This window comes from Micromonospora sp. PTRAS2, assembly GCF_054052245.1.
Genome location: NZ_JBSWBU010000006.1, coordinates 287,099 through 312,808, shown reverse-complemented (window position 1 = coordinate 312,808; position 25,710 = coordinate 287,099). Strand labels below are relative to the sequence as shown.

23 protein-coding genes are annotated in these 25,710 nt (G+C 75.5%); 16 read left to right on the top strand and 7 right to left on the bottom strand.

The annotated features are described in order from the left end of the window. Positions 1-104 precede the first annotated feature (104 nt). Together ACVMYR_RS21150 and ACVMYR_RS21145 are read right to left on the bottom strand one after the other, a co-directional pair. Positions 105-1,214: an XdhC family protein gene (locus tag ACVMYR_RS21150; RefSeq protein WP_457122513.1), complete on the bottom strand. Its 1,110-nt coding sequence runs from the start codon at positions 1,212-1,214 to the stop codon at positions 105-107. Further along, on the bottom strand, positions 1,207-1,872 hold the full coding sequence (locus ACVMYR_RS21145) for a nucleotidyltransferase family protein (protein ID WP_457122512.1): 666 nt from the start codon (positions 1,870-1,872) through the stop codon (positions 1,207-1,209). Before ACVMYR_RS21145 ends, ACVMYR_RS21150 begins: the two co-directional genes overlap by 8 nt. A 333-nt stretch (positions 1,873-2,205) precedes the next feature. Between ACVMYR_RS21145 and ACVMYR_RS21140 the strand changes: the two genes are divergently transcribed. The 6 genes from ACVMYR_RS21140 to ACVMYR_RS21115 all read left to right on the top strand — a co-directional run bounded on the left by ACVMYR_RS21140 (position 2,206) and on the right by ACVMYR_RS21115 (position 9,769). After that, positions 2,206-3,045: an FAD binding domain-containing protein gene (locus ACVMYR_RS21140; protein ID WP_457122511.1), complete on the top strand. Its 840-nt coding sequence runs from the start codon at positions 2,206-2,208 to the stop codon at positions 3,043-3,045. Next, positions 3,042-5,777 (top strand): molybdopterin-dependent oxidoreductase, encoded by a 2,736-nt coding sequence (locus ACVMYR_RS21135; RefSeq protein WP_457122510.1) that lies wholly within the window; start codon positions 3,042-3,044, stop codon positions 5,775-5,777. The genes ACVMYR_RS21140 and ACVMYR_RS21135 overlap by 4 nt, the downstream gene beginning before the upstream one ends. Before the next feature lie 43 nt (positions 5,778-5,820). Beyond that, positions 5,821-7,470 carry a PucR family transcriptional regulator gene (locus tag ACVMYR_RS21130; RefSeq protein ID WP_457122509.1) on the top strand — a complete coding sequence of 550 codons (1,650 nt, stop codon included), beginning with the start codon at positions 5,821-5,823 and terminating at the stop codon, positions 7,468-7,470. A gap of 202 nt (positions 7,471-7,672) precedes the next feature. Further along, positions 7,673-8,317, top strand: coding sequence for a hypothetical protein (locus ACVMYR_RS21125; RefSeq protein WP_043963012.1), 645 nt, complete (start codon positions 7,673-7,675; stop codon positions 8,315-8,317). Between the two features lie 103 nt (positions 8,318-8,420). Next, entirely contained in the window at positions 8,421-8,930 is a 510-nt protein-coding gene (locus ACVMYR_RS21120) for an RNA polymerase sigma factor (RefSeq protein ID WP_457122508.1), read from the top strand. Further along, a complete protein-coding gene (locus tag ACVMYR_RS21115) occupies positions 8,927-9,769 on the top strand; it encodes an RICIN domain-containing protein (protein WP_457122507.1) in 843 nt (280 codons plus the stop codon). Before ACVMYR_RS21120 ends, ACVMYR_RS21115 begins: the two co-directional genes overlap by 4 nt. A gap of 27 nt (positions 9,770-9,796) precedes the next feature. Here ACVMYR_RS21115 and dmpG read toward each other — a convergent pair whose 3' ends face one another. Continuing rightward, the gene (gene dmpG / locus ACVMYR_RS21110; protein WP_363630789.1) at positions 9,797-10,810 is read right to left on the bottom strand and encodes a 4-hydroxy-2-oxovalerate aldolase; all 1,014 of its coding nucleotides are present in this window, start codon (positions 10,808-10,810) and stop codon (positions 9,797-9,799) included. Beyond that, entirely contained in the window at positions 10,807-11,742 is a 936-nt protein-coding gene (locus ACVMYR_RS21105; RefSeq protein WP_457122506.1) for an acetaldehyde dehydrogenase (acetylating), read from the bottom strand. The genes dmpG and ACVMYR_RS21105 overlap by 4 nt, the downstream gene beginning before the upstream one ends. Before the next feature lie 141 nt (positions 11,743-11,883). On the opposite strand from ACVMYR_RS21105, the gene ACVMYR_RS21100 reads away from it, so the two are divergent. Next, on the top strand, positions 11,884-12,702 hold the full coding sequence (locus ACVMYR_RS21100; RefSeq protein ID WP_457122505.1) for an IclR family transcriptional regulator: 819 nt from the start codon (positions 11,884-11,886) through the stop codon (positions 12,700-12,702). A gap of 87 nt (positions 12,703-12,789) precedes the next feature. Here ACVMYR_RS21100 and ACVMYR_RS21095 read toward each other — a convergent pair whose 3' ends face one another. Then, positions 12,790-13,503 (bottom strand): hypothetical protein, encoded by a 714-nt coding sequence (locus ACVMYR_RS21095; protein ID WP_457122504.1) that lies wholly within the window; start codon positions 13,501-13,503, stop codon positions 12,790-12,792. A 73-nt stretch (positions 13,504-13,576) separates the two neighbouring features. Here ACVMYR_RS21095 and ACVMYR_RS21090 point away from each other — a divergent pair, with 73 nt between their 5' ends. After that, positions 13,577-14,404: a PIG-L family deacetylase gene (locus tag ACVMYR_RS21090; protein WP_091281807.1), complete on the top strand. Its 828-nt coding sequence runs from the start codon at positions 13,577-13,579 to the stop codon at positions 14,402-14,404. 102 nt (positions 14,405-14,506) lie between these two features. Here the strand turns inward: ACVMYR_RS21090 and ACVMYR_RS21085 are convergent, their stop codons facing one another. Then, positions 14,507-16,606 (bottom strand): cellulase family glycosylhydrolase, encoded by a 2,100-nt coding sequence (locus ACVMYR_RS21085; protein WP_457122503.1) that lies wholly within the window; start codon positions 16,604-16,606, stop codon positions 14,507-14,509. A 487-nt stretch (positions 16,607-17,093) separates the two neighbouring features. On the opposite strand from ACVMYR_RS21085, the gene ACVMYR_RS21080 reads away from it, so the two are divergent. From ACVMYR_RS21080 to ACVMYR_RS21045, 8 genes are all read left to right on the top strand, one after another. After that, entirely contained in the window at positions 17,094-18,146 is a 1,053-nt protein-coding gene (locus ACVMYR_RS21080) for a LacI family DNA-binding transcriptional regulator (protein WP_228986944.1), read from the top strand. Between the two features lie 129 nt (positions 18,147-18,275). Next, positions 18,276-19,070, top strand: coding sequence for a class I SAM-dependent methyltransferase (locus ACVMYR_RS21075; protein WP_158229405.1), 795 nt, complete (start codon positions 18,276-18,278; stop codon positions 19,068-19,070). Between the two features lie 223 nt (positions 19,071-19,293). Further along, a complete protein-coding gene (locus tag ACVMYR_RS21070) occupies positions 19,294-20,925 on the top strand; it encodes an ABC-F family ATP-binding cassette domain-containing protein (protein WP_457122502.1) in 1,632 nt (543 codons plus the stop codon). A 182-nt stretch (positions 20,926-21,107) separates the two neighbouring features. Next, the gene (locus tag ACVMYR_RS21065; protein ID WP_077937351.1) at positions 21,108-21,533 is read left to right on the top strand and encodes a hypothetical protein; all 426 of its coding nucleotides are present in this window, start codon (positions 21,108-21,110) and stop codon (positions 21,531-21,533) included. Between the two features lie 2 nt (positions 21,534-21,535). Beyond that, entirely contained in the window at positions 21,536-21,937 is a 402-nt protein-coding gene (locus tag ACVMYR_RS21060; RefSeq protein WP_077937352.1) for a hypothetical protein, read from the top strand. A gap of 187 nt (positions 21,938-22,124) precedes the next feature. After that, the gene (locus tag ACVMYR_RS21055) at positions 22,125-23,372 is read left to right on the top strand and encodes a M48 family metallopeptidase (protein WP_158229406.1); all 1,248 of its coding nucleotides are present in this window, start codon (positions 22,125-22,127) and stop codon (positions 23,370-23,372) included. Between the two features lie 65 nt (positions 23,373-23,437). Further along, entirely contained in the window at positions 23,438-24,346 is a 909-nt protein-coding gene (locus ACVMYR_RS21050; protein WP_457122501.1) for a hypothetical protein, read from the top strand. 25 nt (positions 24,347-24,371) lie between these two features. After that, positions 24,372-24,824: a protein phosphatase gene (locus ACVMYR_RS21045; protein ID WP_396788363.1), complete on the top strand. Its 453-nt coding sequence runs from the start codon at positions 24,372-24,374 to the stop codon at positions 24,822-24,824. A 64-nt stretch (positions 24,825-24,888) separates the two neighbouring features. Here the strand turns inward: ACVMYR_RS21045 and ACVMYR_RS21040 are convergent, their stop codons facing one another. After that, the gene (locus ACVMYR_RS21040; RefSeq protein ID WP_457122500.1) at positions 24,889-25,659 is read right to left on the bottom strand and encodes a hypothetical protein; all 771 of its coding nucleotides are present in this window, start codon (positions 25,657-25,659) and stop codon (positions 24,889-24,891) included. Positions 25,660-25,710 lie beyond the last annotated feature (51 nt).

Below are 25,710 nucleotides of genomic sequence, written 5' to 3'. Positions count from 1 at the left end.
CGGACTTCCCGGCACCGCCGTTGTACGTTCGTCCAGCGCCCACCGGGCCCGACCACGCTCAGCCGCAGCCGCAGCCGCAGCCGCAGCCGCAGCGAGCGGGCGCGTCAGCCGTGGATGCGGCCGGTGGCGTCGCGCAGCCGGCCGCCCGCGCGGCCGTGCCGCACCGCGACGAGTTCCGCGGCGATGCTGACCGCGACCTCGGCGGCGTCGCGGCCCCCCACGTCCAGGCCCACGGGGGAACTGAGCCGGGCCAGCGCCGCCTCGGTGACGCCGGCCGCGCGGAGCCGGCCGAGCCGGTCGTGGTGGGTCCGCCGGGAGCCCAGCGCCCCGACGAAGCCCAGCGGGAGGTCGAGGGCCAGCCGCAGCACCGGGACGTCGAACCGGGGGTCGTGGGTGAGCACGCACACGGCGGTGCGTCCGTCCAGTCGCCCCGCCTCGGCCTCGGCCGCGAGGTAGCGGTGCGGCCAGTCGACCACCACCTCCCGGGCCTGCGGGAAGCGGCGCGCGGTGGCGAAGACCGGGCGGGCGTCGCAGACGGTGACCCGGTAGCCGAGGACGACGCCGATGCGGGCCAGCTCGGCCGCCACGTCGATCGCGCCGCACAGGATCAACCGGGGCGGCGGGGGATAGGAACGCACCAGCACCCGCACCCGCCCCGCCGCGCCGGGACCGGCGGGCGGCAGCCGCACCGGCCCGCTGCGACCCTCGGCCAGCAGCCGGCGGCCGGCGGCCAGCGCCGCCTCGTCCAACCGGGGGTCGCCGAGGCTGCCGTGGTGGCCGTCCGGCCCGGCGACCATCCGCCGGCCGAGCCGCCCCGGCGGCCCCTGCACGCAGGTCAGCACCGCCACCGCCGTGCCCGCGCGGACGGCACCGGCCAGCACCGGCAGCTCCGCGAAGCCGGCGCGGTCGACCCGCTCGACGTACACCTCGATGGTTCCCCCGCAGGTCAGGCCCGCCGCGAACGCGTCGGCGCCGGCCACCCCGAAGCGCAGCAGCGCGGGCCGCCCGGTGCGCACGGCCTGGCGGCAGGCGTCGTGCAGCGCGGCCTCGACGCAGCCGCCGGAGACGCTGCCGGTGACCGAGCCGTCCGGGCCGACCAGCATCGCGGTGCCGGCCGGGTGGGGCGCGCTGCGCCAGGTCTCGACGACGGTGGCCAGGCCGACGGCGTCGCCGTCGGCGCAGCGGCGCACCAGCTCGGCGAGCACCTCATCCACGGTCGGGCGACCCGTCGTCGGCGGACCCGGTGGCGGGGGGCGGCGTGGCGGTGGCGGCGGGGCCGGCGGGCGGGACGTCGAGGTCGGCGTCGTCGGCCACGTCGGCGCACGGCACGATCCGCACCCGGTCGAGCCGTTGCCGCAGGTAGCCGCCCGCGCCGCTGTCACCGACGGCGCAGGCGCACACGCCGGGCCAATGCTCCCGGCCCAGCAGCACCGGATGACCCCGGCGGCCCGGCCCGTAGCCGGCCGTGGCCAGGCACGCCGGGGTGGCGCCGGCCGCGACCCGCCGCACCGCCTCGGCGGAGACCCCCGGCATGTCGACCAGCAGCACCACCACGGCCACCGCGTCGGTGCCGGTCAGCGCCCGCAGCCCCACCCGCAGCGAGGAGCCCAGCCCGGTGGCCCACCGGGGGTTGCCCACCACCCGGGCGGCGGAGAGGTCGGCGTCGGCGCGGACCCGGTCGGCCGCCGCGCCGAGCACCACCAGCGCCGGCGAGCAGCCGGCCCCGACGAGGGTACGCACCGCGCGTTCCACCAGCAGCGAGCCGCGGTGGTGCACGAGCGCCTTGGGCCTGCCGTAGCGGCGGCCGGCGCCGGCGGCGAGCACCAGCCCGGCGACGGCGGGGGGTGAACCGGGGGTACGGGACAGCTGCACGACGTCTCCCTCGCGCCGGGTGGAGCGCCCACGCCTGCCGATGCCCGCGCCGGGCCACCGGCGGTCCCGGCGCGGCCCGGACGGGCGTCGACCGGCCCACCATGCGGAGCGGGCCGGGAGGCTGTCAAGGGTGTCCGCCCCGGTCCCGGCGACGCCCGCCCCGGTTTGGAGCTTCGTCCAACCGGGACGGTCCCGCCCCCGGCGGCGTTGTCGCCGGCGCGCATTGTCGGGCCGGCGGCCGGGTTGCTTGGATTCCCCTCAACGGCCACCGCCGCCGGCCCGCCCGCACCCCGGGCACCTCGGCCGGCGGCATCCGCCCCCAACGGAAGCGCGATGCCTGTGGACCTGTTCACCGTGCAGGACGTGATCGCCGCGGACGCCGACGCGTGGCGGGAGGGCGACCGCTGGCTCGGCGGCGGCACCCACCTCTTCGCGCAGCCGCAACCGCAGGTCCGCCGGCTGCGCGACCTCACCACCCTGGCCTGGCCCCCGCTGCGGGTCAGCCCCGACCCCGGCGAGCCGGGCCTCGACGTCGCCGCGACCTGCACCGTCGCCGAGCTGTCCCGGTACGCGCCGCCGCCGTGCTGGCCGTCGCTGGGCCCGCTGATCCGGGACTGCTGCGACGCGTTCCTCGCCTCGTTCAAGGTGTGGAACGTCGCGACGGTCGGCGGCAACCTCTGCGCGGCGCTGCCGGCCGGGCCGATGATCTCGCTGGTCACCGCCGCCGCGGGGAGCTGCCTGATCCGGGACCTGGCCGGGCGGCAACGGCGCGTGCCGGCGACCGGGCTGGTCCGCGACGTGGGCGTCACGGTGCTGCGCCCGGACGAGTACCTGCACACGATCCGCCTGCCCGCGCGGGTGCTGGGCGGCCGGTTCGCGCTGCGGCGGGCGTCGCTGCACCCGCTCGGCCGTTCGGCGGCGCTCGTCGTCGGCCACCGGGACTCCGACACCGGGGCGTTCACCCTCACCGTGACCGCCGCCACCCGGCGTCCGGTCGGCGTCGCCCTGCCCGGCCCGCCCCGGCCGGGTGAGCTGGCGGAGCTGCTGGACGCCCGGATCCCCGCCGCGGACTGGTACGACGACGTGCACGGCCTGCCGGCGTGGCGGCGGCGGATGACCCTGCGGCTGGCCGAGCAGGTCCGCGCCGAGCTGGCACGGGTGACGGCGCCGTGAGCGTACGGGTCAACGGCCAGCCGTGCGCCGTCGCGCCGACCGGCGGCCAGTGCCTGCGCGGCTACCTGCGGGAACAGGGCTGGTTCGGGGTGAAGAAGGGCTGCGACACCGGCGACTGCGGGGCGTGTACGGTGCACGTCGACGGCGTGCCGGTGCACAGTTGCCTCTATCCCGCCGTGCGGGCCGTCGGCCGTGAGGTGACCACCATCGAGGGCGTCGCCGCGGTGCCCGGCGGGGCCGAGACGCAACGGCGGTTCCTCGACGCCCAGGGCTTCCAGTGCGGCTTCTGCACCGCCGGGTTCATCATGACCGCCGTCGCCCTCGACGAGGCGCAGCGCGCCGACCTGCCCGCCGCCCTGAAGGGCAACCTGTGCCGGTGCACCGGGTACCGGTCGATCGCCGACGCGCTGCACGGCGTCCGCACCACCGAGGACGCGGCACCGGGCGGGGCGGTCGGCCGCAACCTGCCGGCCCCGGCCGGGCCCGACATCGTCACCGGCGCGGCCCGGTTCACCGCCGACGTCTCGGTGCCCGGCCTGGCCCACGTCCGGCTGGTCCGCTCCCCGCTGCCGCACGCCCGGATCGTCGACGTCGACGCGAGCGCGGCCCTGGCCGTGCCCGGCGTGCTCGCCGTGCTCACCCACCGGGACGCCCCGGCGGCGCTCTTCTCCACCGCCCAGCACGAGAACGCCGACGACGACCCGGCCGACACCCGGGTCCTCGACGACGTGGTCCGGCACGTCGGGCAGCGGGTCGCCGCCGTCGTCGCCGAGACCGAGGCCGCCGCCGAGCAGGGCTGCGCCCTGGTCCGCGTCGACTACCGGCCGCTGCCCGCCGTCACCGACCCCGAGCGGGCGATGCGGGCGGGCGCGCCGGCGATCCACGGCGACAAGGGCGCGCGGTCGCGGATCGCCCGACCGGCCGGCAACGTGGCCGCCGAGCTGCACGGCGAGTGCGGCGACGTCGCCGCCGGGTTCGCCGCCGCCGACGTGGTGTACGAGGAGACGTTCCGCACCCAGCGGGTGCAGCACGCGCACCTGGAGACGCACTGCGCCATCGTGTCGTTCGACCCGGACGGGCGGATCGTCGTGCGCAGCAGCACCCAGACGCCGTTCCTCACCCGGCGGGCCCTCGCCCGCATCTTCGACCTGCCGGCCGAGCGGATCCGGGTGGTCGCCGGCCGGGTCGGCGGCGGCTTCGGCGGCAAGCAGGAGATGCTGGTCGAGGACGTGGCGCTGCTCGCGGCCCTGCGCACCGGGCGGCCGGTGAAGCTGGAGTTCACCCGGGCCGAGCAGTTCACGGCCGCCACCACCCGGCACCCGTTCACCGTCCGGGTCCGCGTCGGCGGCCGGCGCGACGGGACGCTGACCGCGCTGCGGCTGCGGGTGGTCTCGGACACCGGCGCGTACGGCAACCACGGCCCGGGGGTGCTCTTCCACGGCTGCGCGGAGTCGGTGGCCGTCTACCGGTGTCCCGCCACGCGCATCGACGCCTTCGCGGTCTACACCAACACCGTCCCGGCCGGGGCCTTCCGGGGGTATGGCCTCGGCCAGGTCTCCTTCGCCGTCGAGTCGGCCGTCGACGAGCTGGCCCGCCGGCTGGGCGTCGCGCCGGAGGAGTTCCGCGCCCGCAACGTCGTCCGCGACGGCGACGACCTGGTCACCCCGGCCGGCCACGCGGCCGACCTCGCGATCCGCAGCTACGGCCTCGACCAGTGCCTCGACGTCGTCCGCTCGGCGGCGGCGCGGCCGGGCACCGGTCCCGACGCGCCGGCCGGATGGCTGGTCGGCGAGGGATCGGCGTTGGCCATGATCGCCACCGGGCCGCCGGGGGGACACCACGGTCGGGCCCGGCTGAGCCTCACCCCGGCGGGCGGCTACCAGCTCGACGTGGGGACGGCCGAGTTCGGCAACGGCTCCACCACGGTCCACCGGCAGATCGCCGCCGACGTGCTGGCGACCACGGTGGACCGGATCCGGGTCCGGCAGTCGGACACGGCGCTGGTCGGGCACGACACGGGCGCGTTCGCCTCCACCGCCACGACGGTGGCCGGCACCGCCGTGCTCCGGGCGGCCACCGCGCTGCGCGCGCTGCTGCTCGACCTCGCGGCCGGGGCCCGCCCCGGCGCCGACCCCGCCGGCCTGCGGCTGGGCCCCGACGCCGTCCACGGCGGCGGCGCGCCGCTGCCCCTGGCCGACCTGCACCGGCTGGCCGCCGCCCGGGGCACCCCGCCGACCGCCACCGGGCACGCCGACGGTGCCGAGCGGTCGGTGGCGTTCAACGTCCACTGGTTCCGCATCGCCGTCGACCCCGAGACCGGCGAGATCACAGTGCTGCGCAGCGTGCACGCCGCGGACGCCGGCACGGTGCTGAACCCGATGCAGTGCCGCGCCCAGGTCGAGGGGGGCGTGGCGCAGGCGCTCGGCGCCACCCTCGCCGAGCACGTCCGCCTCGACGCCGGGGGCCGGGTGACCACCACCGGCTTCCGCGACTACCACCTGCCGACCTTCGCCGACGTGCCGCGTACGGAGGTGCACTTCGCGCGCACCGCCGACCCGGTGGGGCCGGCCGGGGCGAAGTCGATGAGCGAGAGCCCGTTCAACCCGGTCGCCGCGGCCATGGCCAACGCGCTGCGCGACGCGACCGGGGTCCGCTTCACCGACCTGCCGTTCACCCGCGACCGGGTCTGGCACCGTCTGTCCGGTGCGGACGGCCGCCATGTTCCGCCGTGAACCGCGAGGATCGGACACGTAACCGAAACCTCACCGTCCTACCGTGTGCCGATCGGGTTCCTCGACGACGGGGATGACGATGCTGCTGCGCGACGCGCTGGCCCTACCGGCCCTCAGGCTGACCCTGCTCACCGGCGGCGACGGGCTGGACCGCCCGGTCACCCAGGTCTTCGTCACCGACCTGCCCGACCCCCGCCGCTACCTCCGCGGCGGGGAGGTGGTGCTCACCGGCCTGATGTGGCGGCGGGGGGCCACGGACGCCGAGACCTTCGTCCGGTCCTGCGCCACGGCCCGGGTCACCGCGATCGGCGCCGGTCACGCGGCTCTCGGCCGGGTGCCGGCCGACCTGGTCGAGGCGTGCCGCCGGCACGGCGTGCCCCTGTTCGAGGTCCCGGTGGAGGTGTCCTTCCGCGAGGTCATCGAGGCGTTCGCGCCGTCGGTGTGGAAGCAGCGGGCGACCGGGCTGGCCACCATGCTCGGCCGGCAGCGGGGGGTGGTCGCCGCGATGGCCGCGGGGGCCCGGCTGCCCGACCTGCTCCCGGCCATCGCCGCCGACCTGGGCGTACGCTGCTGGTTGCTCTCGCCCGCCGGCCGGCTGATCGCCGGCACCGCCCCGCTGCCGGCCCCGGCCGCCCGGGAGCTGTGCACCGCCTTCCTGACGGCCACCCGGCTGCCGACGACCACCCGGGTCGACGGGGCCCGCGTGTCGGTCACCGCGATCACCGGGTCCCCGGAGCACCGGATGGCGTCCTGGCTGCTCGCCTGCGCCCCGGCCGGCGCGCACGTGCCGGACGGGGCGCACCGCCCGGCCGGGCCGGAGCCTGGCGGGGACGACGTGCTGGCCGAGCTGGTCGACGTGGTCGCCCTGGAACGGACCCAGGCCGACGAGGCCGAGCGGGTCGAGCAGCGCCTGGCCGACCAGGTGGGGCGGGCGCTGGCCGGCGACGGCGACGAGGCCGACCTGCGGGCCCGGCTGCGGGCCTGCGGGCTGGCGCCGGACCGGGGCTTCGTCGCGCTGGCCGCGACCCTGACCGGCCTGCGGACGCCCCCGGCGCTGGCCCTGGCGGTGCTGCGCGAGACGATCCGCACCACGGGACTGCCGGCGGCCGTGACGGCGGCGCTGCCCGGTGACGCGCCCGACGGGACCCTGCTGGCGGTGGTGGGCGACGCCGCGTCCGGGCCGACCGCCGCGAGCGTGGCCGGCGCGTTCCGCGACGCCCTCGACGTCCTGGCGGCCGGGCTGGGCACCGGGCGTCTCTCGGTCGGGATCAGCACCGCCGGCCGGGCCGCCACGGCGCTGCCGGGTCTCGTGCAGGAGGCCACCCACGCCCTGCGCGCGGCGGCGGCCCGACCCGGGCCGGTGGCCGTGGTCCGCTCCGACGAGGTGGCCTCCCACCTGATGCTGCTCGCCGGGGTGCCGGCCGACACCCAGCGGGCCTTCCGGGCCCGGCTGCTGGACCCGCTGACCGGCTACGACCGGCAGCACGGCACGGAGCTGGTGCACACCCTGAACGCGTTCCTGTCCGCCAACGGCGCCTGGCGGCGGTGCGCCGAGTCGCTGCACGTGCACGTCAACACCCTGCGGTACCGGATCGGTCAGATCGAGCGGCTCACCGGCCGCGACCTCGACCGGTTCGCCGACCGGGTGGACCTCTTCCTGGCCCTGCGGCTGGGCGGGCCGTCCGGTTCCTGACCCCGGCGGCCGGAGCCGACCGACCGGTGCGCCGCGCGGCCGGCGGCCACCCGCGCGGCCGCAGACGTACCTCGATGGGATCTGCTGAAACCTGCGGCCCGCCTCGCGCGTCATCAGATCGAGTCGAGCGAGGACCGGCAGCCGGCAGGGCTGGCCGGTCTCGGCCGGGGCCTCGGGGAGCCGGGGCAGTGGGGAGGTAACGGTGTTGGTGCGTAGGTGGCTCGCCGGGGCGGGCCTGGCGGTGTTGACCGGTGCCGCCGCGACGCTCTACGGAGCGCTGTCCGCGTCCGCGGGCGACACCGCGCCGGCCGGGGTGGCGCCGGCACCGGTGGCGGCGGGGGTGGCACCGCCCGGTGCCGCGGCCCCGGCGGCACCGGCGGCGCGGGCGAGCACGGACCCGGTCCTGTCGGGCAAGCGCCGGGTCACCATCGTCCGGGTGGGGTCGTTCGAGTCGGGGCTGTCCCTGCTCGACGGCGGGCGACTGGCCGAGGTGGACGACGACCGTGGCCGGCAGGTCTTCGTGCCGACCCCGCTGGGCGCGGGGGAGTACCTGATCAAGGCGTACTACGGCGGCGGCACCGGAAAGCCGGTCTGCTGGCAGGCGCGCAACCCGAACAACGGCCAGCCGCTGTACGTCGCCGGCGCCACCTGCCGGGCGGACGACCCGGCGCAGCGGTTCGCCATCGCGCCCGCCCCCGGCGGCGGGGCGCGCGAGTACCTGGTCAGCAACCGGTGGGCGTACCTGCGCGACTCGGCGCGGTCCGGGCTGATCCTGGAGGAGCTGGGCGACGCCCCGCCGGTCAGCAGCTTCCGGTTCAACGACACGGGGCCCGCCCCGCGCCGGTGACCTGAGTCGGCGGCCCGGCCGGCAGTTCCCCCGCCGGGCCGCCGACGTCACCCGGGAGGACCCCATTTCCGGAACCGACCAGCTCTGGTGGAGACTTTGACCGATGCGTGACGCCGCGGAGTTCGACGCTTTCTACTCCGCGTCCGCCCACCGGGTGCTGGGACAGTTGTACGCGATGGTCGGCAACCGGGCCGAGGCCGAGGACGCGGTGGCCGAGGCGTACGCCCGGGCCTGGGACCGCTGGGCCGCGGTGCGCGGGTGCGACAGCCCGGAGGCGTGGGTACGCCGGGTGGCGTACCGGGTGGCGGTCAGCGCCTGGCGCAAGACCGTCAACCGGATGCGTGCCCACCGCCGGGAGGTCACCGAGCAACGCGTCGACGCCGCCTCGGTCGACCACGTCGCGATCGTGGCCGCGCTGCGGCACATCCCCGCCGAGCAACGCCGGGCCGTGGTGCTGCACCACCTGGTCGGGCTGAGCGTGGCCGAGATCGCGGCGGAGGTCGGCACCAACGAGAACACCGTCAAGACGCGGCTGGCCCGGGGCCGTCGGGCCCTCGCCGCACACCTGACCGAACCGGAGCACCACGGCGCGGACGAAAGGGCGCGGTCATGAGTTCTGACAACCAGCTCGCCGACGCCCTGCGGGCGCTGGCGGGCCACGGCGGGCAGGGGACGGTCCCCGCCGCCGCCGATGTCCGACGGCGCGGCGACGCCCGCCGCCGGCGGCGCCGGACCGCGTCGGTGTCGCTCGCCGCCCTCGCCGTCGCCGCGCTCGGCGCGGGTGTCGCCCTCGCCGGGTCCGGTGGCCGGCCGCACCCCGTCCCGATCGGGCCGGCGGGCCCCACCTCCGGCCCGGTCGCGTCGCCCTGGCCGGACCCCACGTCGCCGGGGCCGGACCGCACCTCGCCCGCGCCGGAGCGCACGTCGTCCGGGCCGGATCGCGCCTCGTCCGGGCCGACCGGCGGCACGTCCGCCCCGCCCACCGGATCGTCCGGCCCGCCCGCCGGCCCCCCGGGCGGCGACCCGGTGCTGTCCGGGCAGCGTCAGGTCACCGTCGTGCGGGTGGCTGCCTCGTCGGGCGGCGTGTCGCTGCTCGACGGTGGCCGGCTGGCCGAGGTCGACGGCGACGAGGGCCGCCAGCTGTTCGTCTTCGCGCCGCTGGGGGACACCTACCAGATCCGCGCCGCCGAGCCCGGCCCCGACGGGGCCGACACCTGCTGGGAGGTCCGGTCGTCGGGCAGCGAGCCGCTGCGCATCGAGGCGGCCGGATGCGCGCGGGACGAACCGAGGCAGCGGTTCACGGTCGTCCGCGACGGTTCGGCGTACGCGATCAGCAGCCAGTCGGCGTACCTGCAGTTCTCGCCGACGTGGGGGCTGATCCTGGAGGAGGCCGGCGACGCGACCGTGACCACCCGGTTCCGGCTGGTCGACAACGGCTCCGCGCCGGGCTGACCGGCCGGAGCGGGGCTGCGCCAGCCGCTACGACCGCTGCCGTCGCAGGTCGAGCGCGATGTCGACGATCATGTCCTCCTGGCCGCCGACCAACTGCCGCCGACCCACCTCGACGAGGATGCTGCGGGTGTCGAGGCCGTACTCGGCGGCGGCGGCCTCGGCGTGGCGCAGGAAGCTGGAGTAGACCCCGGCGTACCCGAGGGTCAACGTCTCGCGGTCGACGCGCACCGGACGGTCCTGGAGCGGGCGGACGATGTCGTCGGCGGCGTCCATGAGCGCGAACAGGTCGCAGCCGTGCTCCCAGCCGGTGAGGTCGGCGACGGCGACGAACGCCTCGATCGGGCAGTTCCCGGCGCCGGCGCCCTGGCCCGCCAGGGACGCGTCGACCCGGTACACCCCCTCCTCGACGGCGACGACCGAGTTGGCCACGCCGAGGCCCAGGTTGTGGTGGGCGTGGATGCCGATCTGGGTCTCCGGCGCGAGCACGTCGCGGTACGCGCGCACGCGCTCCCGGACGCCGTCCATCGTCAGCCGGCCCCCGGAGTCGGTGACGTAGACGCAGTGCGCGCCGGCCGCCTCCATGATCCTCGCCTGCTCGGCGAGCAGCTTCGGTGGCGCCATGTGCGACATCATCAGGAAGCCCGAGACGTCCATGCCCAGCTCCCGCGCGGCGGCGATGTGCTGGTTGGCGATGTCCGCCTCGGTGCAGTGGGTGGCGATGCGGATCGAACGGATGCCGTGGTCCCAGGCCTTCCGCAGCTCGCGCACGGTGCCGATGCCGGGCAGCAGGAGGCCGGTGAGGGTCGCCCGGCGCACCACCTCGGCGGCGGCCTCGATCCACTCCCAGTCGGTGTGCGCCCCGGGGCCGTAGTTGATGCTGCTGCCGGCGAGCCCGTCGCCGTGCGACACCTCGATCGCGGCGACGCCGGCGGCGTCCAGGGCCGCGGCGACGGCCCGGACCTGGTCGAGGGTGTAGCGGTGCCGGATGGCGTGCATGCCGTCGCGGAGGGTGACGTCCTGGACGTAGATCCGGGTGCTCATCGGGCCGCCACCGCCGTCGCCAGTCGCTCGCCGACCTGCCGCGCGGCGGAGGTCATGATGTCCAGGTTGCCCGCGTACGTCGGCAGGTAGTGGCCCGCCCCCTCCACCTCCAGGAACACGCTGACCACCCAGCGGTCGCCGGGTGGGGCGTGCGGGACGAGGTCGGCTTCCGGGCTGCTCGCCGTGATCCGGCGGAACTGGACGTCCTGCTTGAGCCGGTACCCGGGCACGTACGCCCGGACCTTCTCGGCCATGGCCAGCACGGCCGCCGTGACCGCGTCGCGGTCGCAGTCGTCGACGACGCAGAAGACGGTGTCGCGCATGATCAGCGGCGGCTCGGCGGGGTTCAGCACGATGATCGCCTTGCCGCGCCGGACCCCGCCCACCTGCTCGATCGCCCGCGAGGTGGTCTCGGTGAACTCGTCGATGTTGGCCCGGGTGCCGGGGCCGGCCGAGCGCGACGAGATCGACGCGACGATCTCGGCGTAGTGCGTGGTGGCGGCCGAGGCGATCGCGGCGACCATCGGGATGGTCGCCTGCCCGCCGCAGGTCACCATGTTCAGGTTGCGGGCGCCGAGGTGCTCGTCGAGGTTGACCGGCGGCACCACGTACGGGCCGATCGCCGCCGGCGTCAGGTCGACGAGCGTGAGGTCGGCCCCCCGCAGGGCCGCGTCGTTGGCGAGGTGGGCCTGCGCCGACGTGGCGTCGAACACGATCCGGACGTCGCCGAAGTCGGGATGGTCGAGCAGCCCCCGCACGCCGGTCGGGACGACCGGCACGCCGAGCCGGGCCGCCCGTGCCAGCCCGTCGGAGCGGGGGTCGATGCCGACGAGGGCGGCGACCTCCATCGTCTCCGACCCCCGCAGGATCTTGATCATCAGGTCGGTGCCGATGTTGCCGGAGCCGATGATGGCGACCTTCGTCTTGGGCATGTCTCCTGCTCCTTGGCCTGGGACGAAAACGGACACCCCGGCCGTTCCGCCCGGCGGGACGACCATGCCGGCGCTGGCGCACCCGGCATCCCGGCCTCCAGGTGTAGACGCCGCGCCCACCGGCTGGCAACCTCGTGTTCCATGCCACGGAACAACACGGCGGGATCCGCCGACGCCGACGGCCCGGGCGCGCCGCCGTCCGGCCCGGCGGGCCCCACCCGGGGCAACGTGCTCGACCGGGGGGTACGGCTGCTGCGCGCGTTCCGCCCGGCGGAGGAGACCCTGCGCCTGACCGAGCTGTCCCGGCGCACGGGCCTGCCGAAGGCCACCGTGCACCGGCTGGCCGAGCAACTCGTCGGGCTGGGCCTGCTGCGCCGCGCCCCGGCGGGCTTCGGACTCGGCATCGGGCTGTTCGAACTGGGCGAACTCGTGCCGGTCAAGCTGCGCCTGCGCGAGGCCGCGCTGCCGTTCCTGCAGGACCTCTACGAGGCCACCCATGAGACCATCCACCTCGGCGTCCGCGACGGCCTCGACGTGGTCTACGCCGACAGGATCCGCGGGCACGCGGGCGTCGACACGCCGTCGCGGGTCGGCGGTCGCCTGCCGTTGACCTGCACCGGCGTCGGCAAGGTGCTGCTCGCCTGGTCCGGGCAGGAGCTCATCGACGAGGTGCTGGCGCAGCCGCTGCCCCGGCTCACCCCGCACTCGGTCACCGACCCCGGGCGGCTCGCCGACGAGCTGGCCCAGATCCGCCACGACGGCGTCGGCTACGACCGGCAGGAGGCGGCCCCGGGGCTCTCCTGCGTGGCGTCGCCCGTCCTGGTGCACGGCCGGATCGTCGCCGCGCTGTCCATCTCGGTGCCCGCCCACCAGCTGCCGCCGGCCCGGCTCGCCCCGGCGGTGCGCACCGCCAGCCTCGCCCTCTCCCGCGTCCTGTCCCGGGTGCCCGGCGACCACTGAGGGCTCCCCGGCGGCCCGCGACGGGCCGCCGCGCGGGCCCGGTCGGGGCCGCCGCCGGAGTTCGTCGCCGCCCCGGCCCGCGCGGCCTCAGGCGAGCAGGACCTCCCGCATCCGCGCGCCCGGGTTGAACCCGCCGACCACCCGAGGGCCGGCCGGGTCGTGCACGTCGAGGGTGTTGTTGCGGCGCATCAGCTCGCGCACCGCGGGCGGCAGCCGGGGCGGGTCGTCCATGGTGGCGAGGATCTGCCCGGCGGTCGAGATCAGACGCTCGGCCAGGGCCGCGGCATCGGTGTCCACCCGCACCCGGCCGTACTCCCAGCCGGCGGTGGTGAGGTCGAGCACCTCGAACACGTGGGTCACCAGCGGGGTCGGGTCGGTCACCCGGTCGAGCCGGGACGCCCGGCTGCCGACCACCGCGACGGCGGCGGCCACCTGCGCGTACGGGTGCAGGCCGGACGGCAGCGCGAACAGGGGCCAGCGCAGCGAGGGACCGGCCTCCTTCCACAGCGGCCGGTAGTTGCGGCGGTGCAGCAGCAGCCGCCGGCCCGTGCGCCGGTGCACGTCGTGCACCTGGGCCTGCAGCTCCGCGTGGGCCTCGTCGGCGGCCTCGCCGAGGATCCGGGCCGCCACCACCAGCCCGTCGTCGTCGTCCAGCAGCCGGGAGATGGCCTCGGCCTGTTCCGGGAACCGCGCCTGCGAGCGGGCGCCGTACCGGTGCCGGACGTCGCGCAGCAGCGCCTGCTGCCGCTCCGGGTCGAGCTGGACCCGGTTGCCACCCAGCAACTGCCGCAGCCAACGCATCTCGCCTCGATTCAGCAGACGTCGCGGACCGCGGCAATGCTAGTGGGCCGGGCTTGCCCCGTATCGTGGTGGGGTGGCCCAACGAAATCTGACCCTGATGGCGGTGCACGCGCACCCCGACGACGAGGCGACCAGCACCGGCGGCGTCCTCGCCCGGTATGCGGCGGAGGGCATCACGACGGTGCTCGTGACCTGCACGGACGGCGGGTGCGGCGACGGCCCCGGCGGCGTCAAGCCGGGCGACGAGGCGCACGACACGCAGGCCGTGGTGGCGATGCGCCGGGCCGAGTTGGCGGCCAGTTGCGAGGCGCTGAAGGTCACGCACCTGGAGACGCTCGACTACGCCGACTCGGGCATGATGGGCTGGGCGGCCAACGACGCGCCGGGCGCGTTCTGGAACACGCCGGTGGCGGAGGCGGCCGACCGGCTGGCCGAGTTGATGCGGCGCTACCGGCCCGACGTCGTCGTCACCTACGACGAGAACGGCTTCTACGGCCACCCCGACCACATCCAGGCGCACCGGATCACCATGGCCGCCGTCGAGCGGACGGGCATCCCCGCGAAGGTCTACTGGACCACCGTGCCGCGCAGCGCGTTCCAGGAGTTCGGCCGCGTCATGAAGGAGATCGGCGCCGAGTTCCCCGAGCCGGACGGGTCCGCGGAGCTGCCGCCGCTCGGCCTGCCCGACGAGGAGATCACCACCTGGGTGGACACGAGCGCCTACGGCGCGCAGAAGTTCGAGTCGCTGGCCACGCACGCCAGCCAGGCCGAGAACATCTTCTTCCTGCAACTGGGCCAGGAACGGTTCACCGAGCTGATGGGCGTGGAGACTTTCGTCCGGGTCCGCGACACCACCGGCGCGCCGACGCCCGAGGACGACCTGTTCGCCGGGCTGCGCTGAGGCGGACGCGCCCCGCCCCGGCGGGCCGTATCCCCGCTGTTCCCCGACGCGACGGGGCCCGCAGCCGCCTGGCTGCGGGCCCCGCCTGTTGCCGGACGCGGGTCAGGCGGGCGCGCCGGTGACCGACGTCCCAGATTTGGTCACCTGGTATTTGATCTTCGTGCCGCTCCAGAAGTGGAACGTCAGCGTGACCGGGCCGTCCTTGACCTCGGCGAAGAACTCGGGCTTCATGATGATCGTGTTGGCGGTGTAGTCGGGCTGGAAGTTGGACCAGAACTCCTTGTAGGGGGTCCAGTTGGCCGGGCCGGCGGGGCTGCCGTCGGCGTACGTGGCCTCCATGGTGGCGAGCTGGTCGCCGCGGAACTGGGTGGGGATGGTGAACGAGCTGGTCGTCCCGGTGGCCGCCGCCTGGGTCGGCGGGTCGTAGGTGATGATGCTGATCTGCCACGGCACGCCCTGCGAGAAGCGGGCCTCGATGGTGGCGTTGACGCCGTAGGCGCGGCTGCCGACCAGCCGGGTCAGGGCCGAGGCGGTCAGGGTGAGGGTGGTGCCGGAGACGGTGTAGTCGGTGCCGTTGACCAGGTCGGTGCTGCCCTGCCGGAGGCCCTGGAACGTCGCCCCGTTGAGGTTCAGGGTGAGCGACCTGCTGGTGATGGTGCCGGTGCGGGGCACGTAGACCTGGTCCGAGGAGGCGGTGGCGGAGCGGGTGGTCAGGCTCGCCTTCATCATGTCGTAGATGCCCTGGTCCCGCCATTGCAGCGTGTTGCGGTTGAGGAACGAGCCCGCGTCCCAGAGCATCGTGGTGAGCTTGCGGATCCGGGCGTGGTAGCCGACGGCCTCGAAGAACTTGAGCAGCTCGCCGCGTTCGATGATGCCGGGCCGGGTGTAGTCGTAGCTGAGCAGCGCCCACTCGCCGACGATCACCGGGATGCCCCGGGAGACGAACGTCTGCTGGACGCGGTCGAAGCCGTCGACGATGTCCTGCTCGACGTTGCTGTCGTAGCGGGTGCCGCCGGCGATGTTGACGCTGAACGGCCACCAGCCGTAGAAGTGGACGGTCGCGGCGATGTTGCGGTCCCCGAGCTGGTCGATCGTGGCCGTCAGCGCGTCGAGCCGCTCCTGGTTGGAGTTGGTGTAGAGGGTGGGCAGCACGAGCAGCCGGGTGGCGTTGTTGCCCCCGGACTGGCGCATCAGGCGGACGAACGCGACGTTCAGCTCGCGCAGCACCTCGTCGCTCTGGGCGTCCCCGGACGTGCCGGTGAACTGCGGCTCGTTGATGCTCTCGAACGTCAGCTTCGAGGAGTGGTCGCGGAAGGTGGTGGCGAGCTGGGTCCACAGCGCGGTGTACCGGTTCATCACGTTCGTGCGGTCACCGGGATAGGTGTTGATCCACTGCCAGGAGTCGTGGTGCAGGTTGACCAACACGTAGAGACCCTCCGCCAGCGACCAGTCGACGACCTGCCGGACCTTGGCCAGCCAGGCCGGGTCGAGGGCGTACGTCGGCGCCGGCCCGTGGTGGTTGCTCCAGGTCACCGGGATCCGGATGCTGCGGTAGCCCTGCGAACGGATCTTCTGCAGCAGCGCCTGGGTCACCGGCGGGTTGCCCCAGGCGGTCTCGTCGGGGATGGCGTCGTAGGTGTTGCCCAGGTTCCACCCGGGCTGCATCGCCGCGACCGTGGCCATCGCGTCCCCGCCCGGTGACGGCGACGGCGAGGTGGTGGGCGTCGGGGACGGGGGTGGGGTGCTGGTCGGGGTCGGGGTCGGCGTGCCGCCCACGCTCCCGGTGCAGGCCACACCGTTGAGGGTGAACGAGGTCGGTGCGGTGTTGCTGCCCGACCACGAGCCGTTGAAGCCGAAGGAGACCGAGCCGTTCGTGGCGATCGCCGCGTTGTAGCTCATGCTCTTCGCGGTGACCTGGTCACCCGACGAGGTGACCGTGGCGTTCCACGCCTGGGTGACCCGCTGGCCGGACGGGAACGTCCAGCCCAGCGTCCACCCGTTGACCGCGTCGCCGAGGTTGGTGACCGACACGTCGGCGGTGAAGCCGCCCTGCCACTGGGACGGCACCGCGTACGCCACCCGGCAGCCGGCCGCCGCCTGGGCGTTGCCGGCGACCATCGTGCCCGCCATCATCAGCGTGGCGACCGCGGCGGCGATCAGGCCGATCCGCCGTCGCGTCTTTCCGAGGTACTGCGAACTCATCAGGGACTCCTCGCCATGGTGGCGGTTGAGGGGGTACGCGGGGCCGCGCGGGCGGACAGCGCTGCCCGCCCGCGCGACCGGAAAATGCGGAGTGTGCGGACGCTGCCCAGGCGTCCGCCGCGACCTTCAAGGCTCCCGAAGGGAAACGATCGGTCCGTCAAGGCCGAAAGTTTCCGGCCCGACGGTACGTCAACCGGTGATGTGCGTCAATGAATCTCGCCTCCCCGGGGACGGGGGCCGGCGGGCGGCGATGTCGCCGGGTCCTCGCCAGGCGAGAAGCCTTTCCGGCGGGTGGCGATCCACTTCGGAAATTTTCAGATCAAGCGTGGAAAGCGTCGGTGCCCGCCGGGCGACGGCCGAACGGCTATCCTTGCGCGCGGAACGACGCCGGTGGCGCGCCACACGGCGGGACCGGCGTGGCGGGTGGCCGTCGCGGGAGCGGTGCGTCGGCGTAGTCGGCGAGGCTGGTGCGGAAGAGGAGGCCGGGTTGACACACGGCGAGTCGGGCGAGCCGGTCGACGAGGCGGGCTCGGTCGCCGATTCGACCAGGCCGGTGACGATCGCCGTCATCGCCCGGTCGGCCGGAGTGTCGATCCCGACCGTGTCAAAGGTGATCAACGGGAGGTCGGGCGTCGCCGCCGACACCCGGGCCAGGGTGGAGGCGGCCCTCAGCCAGCACGGATACCGTCGGTCGGCGCCGGTCACCCGCAGCAACATGATGGAGCTCGTCTTCGACGAGATCGAGGACATGTGGGGCCTGCAGATCATCCGCGGCGTCGAGCGGGCGGCCCGCAAGCAGCGCGTCGGCGTCGTCCTGACGGAGTTCGGCCCGCAGCACAACGCGATCCGGTACTGGATCGACGACACCCTCGCCCGCCGCCCGGACTGCCTGGTGGTGGTCGCCCAGCTCGGCGCGGAGCAGCACGACCAGCTACGCGCCCGCGGGATCCCGTTCGTGGTCTTCGATCCCACCGCCGAACTGCCCGACGACGTGCCATTCGTCGGGGCGACGAACTGGGCCGGCGGAAGGTCCGCCACCCGCCACCTGATCGAGCTGGGCCACCGGCGCATCGCGATGATCGGGGGCCCGGAGCACGTCCTGTGCTGCCGGGCCCGGCTGGACGGCTACCGGGCCGCCATCGACGCGTCGGGCCTGCCGGTGGAGCCCGGCCTGGTCGTCCACACCGGGCTGAACCACGTCGACGGCCGGTCCGCCGCGCTTGACCTGCTGGGCCGACCCGACCGGCCCACGGCGATCTTCGCCTGCAACGACCAGCAGGCCCTCGGCGTCTACCAGGCCGCGCGGGAGCGCGGGCTGCGGATCCCCGCCGACCTCAGCGTGGTGGGCTTCGACGATCTGCCGCTGGCGGCGCTGGTCGACCCCCCGCTGACCACCGTCCACCAGCCGCTGGCCGAGATGGCCGCCACCGCCACCGAGCTGGCGCTCGCCCTCGGGCGGGGGGAACGCACCGCCCAGGTGCGACTGGAACTGGCGACGACCCTCACGGTCCGGCAGAGCACCGCACCCCCGGCGGGGTGACGTGGCCCCGGGGCGGCGCAGGTCCCGGCCCGTCAGACCCAGGGTGCGCGGCTGGCGCATGGGGTGGCCCGGCCGCCCGGCGGGCGGGCGCGTCACCGTTTCGGCAGAGCCACGATGCACGATGGTGAGATGACCACGAAGGGTTACGCGTTCGACAACGCGAGCGAACAGGCCGGCAGCCACCACGACGCGCTGGCCGACCTGCTGGACGAGTCGACCCGTGAGCTGCTCGGGGCGCTGACCGAACTGGACGGCAAGCGCTGCCTCGAGGTGGCCGCCGGCGCGGGAAGCATCGCCGTGTGGTTGGCCGAACGGGGCGCCGAGGTGGTCGCCACGGACATCGCGCCGCAGCACATCCCGGCTCGTGCGCGCCTGGCCGTCCGCCGACACGACATCGTCGCCGACGGGCCGCTGGGCCTCTTCGACCTCGTGCATGCCCGCCTGCTGCTCGGCCACCTGCCCCGACGTGAGGAGGCCCTGCGGCGGATGGTCGCGGCGGTGGCGCCCGGTGGCGTGCTGCTCGTCGGCGAGTTCGCGCCCGCCCCCGGCGACTTCGTGACGTACGCGCCGGACGAGGCGACCGCCGACGTGCTGACCCGCTACATGGCGGCCCATGCGGCGGCTCTCGTGGCCGCCGGCTTCGACCTCGCGTGGCCCCAGCGAGCTCCTGCGGCCTTCGTCGCGGCGGGCCTCACCGAGGTGGCCTTCCGGGTGCGGGGCGGCAGCTGGCGCGGCGGCGATCCGGGCTGCCGGCTGCTGCGTGCCGGCATCCCGCAGTTGCGGCCCGCGCTGCTGGCGCAGGGCCTGACCGACGCGGATCTGGCGGCGGCGATCGAGGCTCTCGGCGATCACCGGGTGATCGTGAACGGTTTCCACTTCATCCAGATCAGCGGCCGCGCCGCGTCGTCGCGCGGTGCGGCCTGAGCCGGATCCACGACGCCGGGCGGCGAAGGCCCGGTGAGCTATCCTGGCTCCAGCCGACCGGACAGGAGCACAGCGTGGCAGGTGACGACGACATCTCCGGGTGAGAGCCCGCAGCGGTGACCGACGGCGCACGACCCGCGCCTTCGCGTCGCCCATGTCGTCATGCCCTGCTCACGCCGGGCGGCGCGTGCGCGCCCGGATCACCTGTCTGCCGAGGTTCCCCATGTCCGACAGTCATGTCGTCAGCTCCGCCCTGTCCTTTTCCTGGCCGGACGGCACCCCCGTCTTCCAGGACCTGTCGTTCTCCGTGCCCGGCGGCCGCACCGGCCTGGTCGCGCCCAACGGCGCCGGCAAGTCGACCCTGCTGCGGCTCGTCGCCGGCGAGCTCCGGCCCGCCAGCGGCAGCATCACCATCGAGGGAACGCTGGGCTACCTGCCCCAGCACCTGCCCTTCGCCCGGCACCAGACGGTCGCCCGGGTGCTCGGGATCGACCACGTCGTCGCCGCGCTGCACGCCATCGAGGCCGGCGACGCCGCCGAGGAGCACTTCACCACCGTCGGCGACGACTGGGACGTCGAGGAACGGGCGCGCGCCGAACTCGACCGCCTCGGGCTGACCGACGTCGCGTTGGACCGCCGGCTCGGCACCCTCAGCGGCGGCGAGGTGGTGTCCCTCGGCCTCGCCGCCCAGTTGCTCAAGCGGCCCGACGTGCTCCTGCTCGACGAGCCGACCAACAACCTCGACGGCGAGGCGCGGGCGCGGCTGACCGCCGTGCTCCGCTCCTGGGCCGGCTGCCTGCTCGTGGTCAGCCACGACCGGGCGCTGCTGGACGAGGTGGACCGCATCGCCGCCCTCGACCACGGCGAGATCCGCTGGTACGGCGGCAACCACACCGAGTACGAGCAGGCGGTGCGGGCCGAGCGGGAGGTCGCCGAGCGGCAGGTGCGGCAGGCCGCGCAGGATGTCAAGCGGCAGAAGCGCGAGCTTCAGCAGGCCCGCGAGCGGGCCGCGCGCCGCGCGTCCACCGCCTCGCGCAACCTGGCCGACGCGGGGCTGGCCCGGATCGTCGCCGGCAACCTCAAGCGCGACGCGCAGGTGTCGGCGGCCCGGTCCAACGACGTGCACGCCGCGCGCCTCGGCGCGGCGCAGGCCCGGCTGGACCAGGCGAGCGCGGCTGCCCGCCGGGACGACGACCTCGCCCTCGACCTGCCGGAGACGACGGTGCCCGCCGGCCGCACCGTCTTCCACGGCGAGGCCCTGCAGGCCGCCTACGACGGGCGTCCGGTCTTCGCCGGCGACGGCGTCGGCCTGGACATCCGTGGCCCCGAACGGGTCGCCCTCGTCGGGCCGAACGGCGCGGGCAAGTCCACCCTGCTGCGGTTGGTCGGCGGCCACCAGGAGCCGGTCTCCGGCACCGTCGCGCGGGCGGAGGGCCGGGTGGCGTACCTGTCGCAGCGCCTCGACCTGCTCGACCCGGACCGGACGGTCGCCGCCAACCTCGCCGTCTTCGCGCCCTCGCGCAGCGAGGCGGACCGGATGAACCTGCTGGCCCGCTTCCTGTTCCGGGGCGCCCGCGCCCACCTGCCGGTCGGCGTGCTGTCCGGCGGTGAACTGCTGCGCGCCACGCTGGCGTGCGTCCTGAACGCCGAGCCGGCACCGCAGCTGCTGCTGCTCGACGAGCCCACCAACAACCTCGACCTGGCCAGCGTGGCGCAGCTGGAGAGCGCGCTCCTGGCGTGCCGGGGGGCGTTCGTCGTGGTCAGCCACGACGACCGTTTCCTGGCCGCGATCGGGGTGGACCGCTGGCTCCGGCTGGCCGGCGGCCGGCTCACCGAGGCGGGCGGGCCGCAGTGATCGGCCGGCCACCCGCCGACCAATCTGTCCTAGGACGCTCTAGGGGGTGTGCGCCGGCCGGCGGCTGAGCAACGGCCTGGGCAGAGGATGAGTAGCGGCTACTCAGGCGTCGGGCCGCGCGGTGGCGTGAACTGGTTCCACCGCCGGCACCGCGCCGGCGCCGAGAGGGAAGGAACCCGGCAATGGGACTGTTCAAGCAGCTCAAGGACATGCGGAACGTCGTCGAGGCGGCCCCCGCGATGATCTCCGAGGCCCGCGCCCTGCAGCAGCAGGCCAGCCAGGCCCAGGCCGCCGGCGGCTTCGGCCCCGGCTACGGCGGTGGCGTCGCCGGCTACGGCAACGTGGCGGTGCCGCAGCCGGCCGACGTGCCGCCGGGCGACCCGCGCCTCACCCCGATCGAGGGGGTCGGCCTGGAGCTGTACGCCCGGGCGTCGAAGGCCGCCGCCACCCGCGGCCTCGACGAGGCCGGCATGGCCCGGTACGCCGCCACCCTCGGCGTCGACCCGGCCGCCTGGCCGGCGGCCGTCGCCGGGTGGAACGCCCGGATGCGGGGCGACATGCAGCTCGCCACCCACTTCGGTCGGCTCTACCAGGAAGCGCAGGTCTGACCATGGGATTCTTCAGCTCGCTGCGGGACCTGCGCCGCCAGGCCGACGAGATCGACCGCACCTACGACCCGGGGGCCCAACTGCGCCAGGGGCTGGCCGCCATGCAGCAGATGCGCCAGCAACTGGCCGGTCAGCAGGCGACCGCCCACCTCGCCACGACCGGCACGCCGGCGACGGCCACGATCGTCGGGCTCCGCCAGACCGGGGGGTACGTCAACCACGCCCCCCTCGTCGAGATCCAGCTCATGGTCACCCCCGCCGACCGGCCGCCGTTCCCCGCCACGCACACCGGCCTCGTGCCGCCGGTGTACCTCGGTCAACTCCGACCCGGCGGCACGGTGGCGGTCCGCTACAGCCCGACCGACCCGAACAGCGTCGCCGTCGTCTGGGGCGAACCGGCATGACGCCGCCGCGCCACAGTGGATGGTGGCCGCCGGCCATGGCCGGCGCGATCTGGGCCACCGTCGCGACCCGTCTGATCGCCACGCCTGGATCCGCAGGCGCCGCGCTATAGACTCCGGCGTCGTGCCGACGACGACGAGGACGCCGAGCAGGTGTCCGTCCTGTGCCCACGACCTGGTTCCGCCGCAGGTGGGCACGGTTCCCTGGTGCCCCGCCTGCCGGTGGAACCTGGAGGTGTACGACGTCGCCCTGGCTCCCTGGCGCGGCACCAGGACGATCGGCCGATGGGGATTCCGGCGCGGGCTCAAGCTCGACCGGTCGACGCACGAGCAGCTGCTGGCCGACCCGCAGGGGCGCGAGGCCGGCGCGTCGACCGGTGAGGTCTGGCTGTTGGCGGTCTCCGTGGTGCTGGCCCTGCTCGGGGTGGCCGCGCTGGGCTATCTCGGCTGGCTCGTGGTCGCCAGCGACCTGTCGCCGGGGATCCGGCTGGTCCTGGCGATCCCCGCCGTGCTCGTCCTGCTGCTGGTCAAGCCCGCGTTCGGGCGGGTGCCCAGGCATGGCCTGATCACCGAGCGCGCGGCCCCCGAGCTGCACCGGCTGGTGCGCGAGGTCGCCGAGGCCGCCGGAACGCCGGTCCCTGACGTGATCTGCGCCGACCTGAGCATCAACGCCGCGGTCGCCCAGCTGGGGTGGCGCCAGCGGTCGGTGCTCGTCATCGGCATCCCCCTCTGGGTGATGCTGCCGCGGGCCGCCCGCGTCTCGGTCCTGGCCCACGAACTGGGTCACCTCGCCAACGGCGACCCGTTGCGGGTGCGGTGGACGCTGCCGGCGAGGACGTTCGGCGCCCGGGCGGTGGCGGCCACCGGTGGGCGGAACCCGTGGCGGCGGGCCCTCGGCACGGCGGACTCGCTGGCCGAACGGCAGAGTGGCCTGGTCGTCCTCCTCGGGATGGCCGTCCACGGGACCATCGCCCTGGTCAATGTCGTCGGCGCGACCGTGCAGCTGCTCGTCGACAGCGTCGCGATGCCCGACAGCCGCCGCGCCGAGTACCGGGCCGATCTGGTCGCCCGCCGGGTCGCCGGCACCGCGCCCTTCCTCCGCTCGTCGGAGACGGTGCTGCTCGCCGACCGGATCTGGCGGGACCTGTGGCATCTGGCGCCCCGCATCGACGGTGAACAGCTCGAGGAGCTGGCGGCCGAGGCCCGGCAACGCCTGGCCGTCCAGCTGCCGCTGGCCCGTCAGGTCAGCCGGCGGGCCACCGACCTGTGGAGCACCCACCCGAGCGAGGACCAGCGGATGCGCCTGATCGAGGCCCTGCCCGACGTCGACGGGGCCCTCCGCGTCGACGACACCCGCTGGGCCGCGATCGACACCGAACTCAAGCCCTGGCGTCGCGCCGCGCACCACGCCCTCCTGGGAACCCGGGACCGGTACTGAGGCGCCTGCCCGCCGCCCGGCCGACGAACTTCGTACCCGGACGGGCCCGTGACATGATGGCGCCCATGGCAAACCAGGGGGACGTCGGCGGGCCCCACCGCCGCAGTGGGTCGGGCGCTCTCGCGGACGGCGCGGACGGTGACAGCGCCGAGGCGCGGCTCGCCCTCGCCCAGCACCCCGAGACGCCCCAGCTGACCCTCATCGACCTGGCGGCCGACCCGTCGCCCCTGGTCCGCAGGGCGGTCGCGGGCCGCACCGACGCGCCCGCCCAGGCGCTGCGGCCGTTGGCCCGGGACCACGACCGTCAGGTCAGGGAGGCCGTGGCGCGGAACCCCTCGGCCTCGGTCGGCAACCTGGTGCGGCTGGTCAAGGACGCCGACCGGTGGGTCCGCTGGGCGGTCGCCGGCAATCCGGCCTGCGACGAGTCGGTTCGCCGGGTGATGGCGCAGGCCCACGACAAGGAGCTTCGCGGTCTCCTCGCCGAGTCGCGCGAACTGGAGCCCGACCTGGCCGCGCGGCTGGTCGACGACGTCTCCCCCGAGGTGCGGGAACGTCTCGCCACCCACACCCACGACTCCGAGGTGATCACCGCCCTGCTGGCCGACCGCACCGCGCGCGTACGCCGGGGGCTCGCCCGCAACCCGCGGACCAGCACCGCCCAGCGTGGCGCGCTCGCCCGGGACCCCGTGGCGGACGTGCGCGTCGCGTTGGTGCTCGCGGTCGAGCTGACCGAGGCGGACCTGCGGCACCTGGTCGACGACCGGTCGGTGCAGGTGCGGATGGCGGTGGCGACGTCGGAGCTGGTTCCGCCGCACATCCGGCAGGCGCTCCGTGACGACCCCGACGAGATGGTCGCCGACGCGGCGCGAAGCCCCCGCCCCGGGCGGGGCAACTCCCCGGTGGTGCAGGCTCCCCGCGTCGGCCACCGGGCCGCCGGCGGCGACCGGCGTCGACCGGGCGGTGCCCGGCGCTGACGCCGGCGGTGGGAAAGGTATGGCGATGACCGAAGCCGGTTGGCAGCCGAGCGCGCCGGGCGTCATGCGACTGCCGTCCGGACGGCTGGTGCGTGGCCGTGGCCTGCGGAACCCGCTGCCGGACGGGCCCGAGCCGCAGTTCGGGGTCTACCTGGTGGGCGCCCCGCCGGGGCCGGTGCCGTGGGACAGCCGGTGGGTCCGCTGCCGCGACTTCTGGCTGCCGGCCGACCGCGCGGACTTCGCGGCCGCCCTGCGCGAGGCGCTGGACCGGGCCGGCACGCAGCGGGTCGAGCTGGCCTGCGGGGGCGGCTTCGGGCGCACCGGGACGGGACTGTCGTGCCTGGCGATCCTCGACGGGGTGCCCCCGGCCGAGGCCGTCGCCTACGTCCGCGCGCACTACCTGCCCCAGGCCGTGGAGACGCCGTGGCAGCGGCGTTTCGTCGCCCGCTTCGACCCGGCGGCGCAGCACCGGCGCTGACGGCCCACCTGGTGACCGCCGTGGGCCGGGTCCGGGAGGTGACCCCGGCCGACGGGGTGCCCCGCTACTCGTATTCCTGCCCGCACCGGGCCAGCTCCGCGAGGTCGGCCCAACCGAGGTGGCCGAGGCGGTGCTCGCCCGGCCCTGGTTCGTCCGCCAACGGCACGACGGGGCCGGGGACCGGTTGCCGGAGGCCGTCGTCCTCGCTCCAGCCGCCCAGCGCCCCGGCCACCCCGCACTCCAGGTAGGCCTGCGGGTCGAAGTTGTACCAGCGCCTGCCGGTGGCGCGCGCGCAGCCCGCCGGCCGGGGCGCGTCGACCCCGAGCCGGGCGTACTCGTCCAGGGGTCCCTGGTCAGCGAAGTCGGCCAGGTCCGCGATCTGGGACAGCACGACGGCCTCCCAGTCGGCGAACGAGGTCGGCTCGTCGACGTAGGGGTACGAGGCGGACCGCCACGAGGTCCGCAGCGGCGCCGGTTCGACCACGCCCGCCGCCACGACCAGCGCGGCGACCGTGTCCAGGTCCAGCGAGGTCCGGCCCGACAGCGGCCGGGCGACCCGCCACCAGGCGCGCAGGAACTCGTCGAGGCTGCGCGGGGCGTCGTTCATGGCTTCACCCGCCGCGACGAGGCGTCGGTAGAGGTCGCGGTCCGTGCGGCAGGCCGGCCCGGTCGGCCCGTCAACCCGGTAGGTCTGGCGGTGCGCCCCGCCGGACTCCGACGCCAGGGCCGACTCCGACGCCAGGGCCCCGGCGAGCGCCTCGATCCGGTCGGCGAAGACGCCCGTCCGCACCCGGTTGCCGTCGTCGTCCTGCTGCCACAGCTCCCATTCCGCCACGGCGATCACCGTAGCGGCCCGCCGGGGCGGCCGGAGCGGCCACGCCCCCAC